Raw genomic sequence first — 3,362 nt, 5'->3', positions numbered from 1 at the left:
TTTGAATATGTGCATGCTTTCTACAATAGGAAGAGAATTCATAGTTCACTGGGCTACCAGACCCCCTTACAAGTTGAAATTGCAACACTTACGAGCCAAATGGCCGCCTGATTTAATGCTTTCCAGGGTTCAAATAAGTTATTAATCGCAATTAATGATTTATTTGAGCTGTGGAAGGTAAACGCGGTTCTGAATGTCTCTTAAAATCTGTCTCAAATATTGACTTCAATCCAGATACGCATCAAAAAAAGCGTATCATTGAAAGCGTAATGATTAAAACGTTTTTTACAAACGTTATAGAGGGGAGAAGTTAATATGGACTTAGTCGAAGAACTAGTCAATGTTGTTGGTAAAAAAAATGTTATTACTAACAAAGCAAAATCTTTACGTTTTAGGAAAGGGTACCGCTCAGGTAAGGGCGATGCAGTTGCAGTCGTATTTCCAACCACTTTAATGGCAATGTGGCGTGTGCTTAATGTTTTGCATGATAACAATATTATCATTATTATGCAAGCAGCCAACACTAGTTTGACTGAGGGATCCGTACCAGCCCCAGGTTATGACCGTTCTGCAGTTGTTGTGAACGGCATGAAAATTAAAGATTTACAGTTAATCAATAATGGGGAACAAGTACTAGCATTCCCCGGTACGACACTGTTTCACTTAGAAAATGAATTGCGACCACTTAAACGTGAACCACATTCAGTCATTGGCTCATCTAATTTGGGTGCATCGGTCATTGGTGGTATTAACAACAATTCTGGTGGTGCTTTGATCAGAAGAGGTCCAGCTTATACAGAGCTATCATTGTATGTTTGGATTGATGAACATGACGAAATGCACTTAGTTAACCATTTAGGCATTGATTTGGGCAAAACGCCCGAAGAGATTATTACTAATTTGCAGAACCGCAATTTTGATTTGAATCAAGTACCAGCTACTGAACATCATGCTTCAATGTTCCATCATGAACAGGTTGTGCGTGACGTTGAATCTGATAAGCCTATTCGATACAATGCAAATCCTAAAGAATTGTATGAAGTATCTGGATCGTCCGGTCACGTTGCGGCATTGGCTGTCCGCTTAGATACATTCCCAATGGATAAAAAAACACAAATGTTTTACATTGGAACGAATAATCCCGATGAGTTGGAAGATATTCGTCGCCATATTATGACGACATTCAAAGAATTGCCTGTTTCTGGTGAATATATGCATAAAAATGCTTATAAATTGGCCAAGAAATATGGTAAAGACTCACTAATTGTGATTGAAAAAATTGGTACGGGTCATTTGCCCCAAATGTTTGCGCTAAAAGCATGGGGCGAACGCTTTTTGAAGCACATTCCGTTTTTCAAACCTTATTTCCCAGATCGTTTGCTTCAAACATTAAGTAATTTATTTCCTAATCAAATGCCAAAGCGGTTAGATGATTATTACGAAAAGTACGACCATTACCTACAATTGAAAATGGCTGGTAATGGTATTGAAGAAGCGCGAGAGTATCTCAAATCTTATTTTGACAAAGCCAGTGGCGACTACTTTGAAGCCGATGCCAATGAGACCAGTAAAGCGGCAACTCACCGCTATGTAACAGCTGGGGTTGCGATTCGATATCAAGAATTAAAACAGGATAGTATTGACATTTTGCCACTAGATATCGCGTTGGCAAGTAATGATTATAAGTGGTTCGAGCATTTGCCTAAAGAGATTGAAGACAAAATAGAACACAAAATTTATTATGGTCACTTACTTGATCACGTTATGCACCAGGATTATATTCTAAAACCTGGCGTCGATGCGCATGAACTTAAAAAAGAAATGCTTAAAATTTTGGATGAGCGTCACGCTGTTTATCCAGCCGAACACAATGTTGGGCATCTATATTTGGCAGCACCGGCCTTAATCAAGCACTATAAGAAAAATGATCCAACTAATAGTTTCAACCCTGGCGTTGGTAAACAAACAATGTCTAAATATTGGGGCGAATACTAAAGATAGATTGTAAAATTTAAGTTGAACATATTAGTGGACAGAAAAACCCATAAAGGTCTTTAATGGTGTCATCACAACATTCCACTAGAAAGAAGGACCTTTATGGGCACCACTATTTTATCATTTGAAGACCGCGTTGTCATCGAAACACTTCATCATGAAAGGTAGATTGTAAAATTAATCCGACGCTGTTCGGACAAAAAAGATCGGCTCCTAAAAATGGGTTTGTGATAAACACCATTTTAAAGGAAGCTGGTCTTTTTTGTCCAAACACTGGTCAGACAATTTTGGGGCCTATGATATTTGGTGTTGATAGATAAAATTCATCAACACTATTCTTATACTTAAACACCAAATATCATAGAACCATAATTAACAGAGCAAATCAGGTCACAACTTAACAGTTGTGGCCTCTTTTTTGATACTGTATAATTAAAGGGTTAGAACCGTGTCATTACTTAATGACATAAGTAAGGAGATAAAAAGATGAAATATGGCTATGCGCGGGTCAGTACCACTGATCAAAAATTAGCAAATCAAATTGAGTTACTAAAATTGGCAGGAGCAGAAAAAATCTTTCAGGAAAAGTTTACCGGCACAACTACTGAACGACCGGAGTTTCAAAAACTGTTGCGCGTTCTAAAAACAGGCGATACTTTGATTGTCACTAAGCTGGATCGGTTTGCGCGGAACACGCGCGAGGCATTAGCCATTATCCAAGAGTTGTTTAAAGAAAATGTCAAAGTCAACATTTTGAATATGGGCTTAATTGACAATACGCCGACTGGCCAATTAGTCTTTACAATATTTAGCGCCTTTGCGCAGTTTGAACGCGATATGATTGTCACGCGCACACAAGAAGGTAAATTGTATGCCAAGCAACATGATCCGTTGTTTCGGGAAGGGCGACCGAAAACGTATTCTGATGAACAAATCAGATTTGCTTATGAGCTGCGAAAACAAGGCATGACCTACAAGATGATTGAACGAAAAACGGGGATTAGTAAACGCACGCAGCAGCGACGGTTTAAGTCGATTTAAAAATAGGTGTTTTAAGAATTGAATGTTTAATTAATCACGTACAACGGGGATTGCCGCTTTATTAAACAGTTGTGAGAGAAATTTATTTAGGGATTTTAGGCACTATTTATACCTGTTGTGCTATTGAGGTTAGTTGTGATAAGGATTAATTTGTACTACAAAAGGCCTACTCAATTGTTTGCACTAGGCCCTGTCAAGTTGACAAATGAAATAATATAAAGTTGAATCTGTTTCTAAGCGGCTTCACTCCAGTATTCATCTGGGGTGAGGCCGTTTCTTTGTGCTGAGCGATTGTGGTGATTGAAATATTCGATTCCTTCCTCAAC

3 protein-coding genes and 1 pseudogene are annotated in these 3,362 nt (G+C 38.2%); all 4 read left to right on the top strand.

From position 1 onward, the window contains the following. The first annotated feature begins 9 nt into the window (after nt 1-9). Nucleotides 10-111 (top strand): hypothetical protein, encoded by a 102-nt coding sequence (locus EKM76_RS13875; RefSeq protein WP_128211902.1) that lies wholly within the window; start codon nt 10-12, stop codon nt 109-111. Between the two features lie 204 nt (nt 112-315). Further along, entirely contained in the window at nt 316-1,995 is a 1,680-nt protein-coding gene (dld, locus tag EKM76_RS13035) for a D-lactate dehydrogenase (protein ID WP_003603298.1), read from the top strand. Between the two features lie 102 nt (nt 1,996-2,097). Next, nucleotides 2,098-2,160, top strand: a pseudogene (locus EKM76_RS13890) (helix-turn-helix domain-containing protein); the annotation flags it as partial. A 321-nt stretch (nt 2,161-2,481) separates the two neighbouring features. Next, entirely contained in the window at nt 2,482-3,036 is a 555-nt protein-coding gene (locus tag EKM76_RS13025; RefSeq protein ID WP_020923829.1) for a recombinase family protein, read from the top strand. Nucleotides 3,037-3,362: the final 326 nt, after the last annotated feature.

It is taken from the genome of Loigolactobacillus zhaoyuanensis, assembly GCF_003946385.1.
Taxonomy (GTDB): domain Bacteria; phylum Bacillota; class Bacilli; order Lactobacillales; family Lactobacillaceae; genus Loigolactobacillus; species Loigolactobacillus zhaoyuanensis.
Note: the sequence above shows the minus strand (reverse complement) of the source record. Positions and strands in the feature narration are given on the sequence as shown.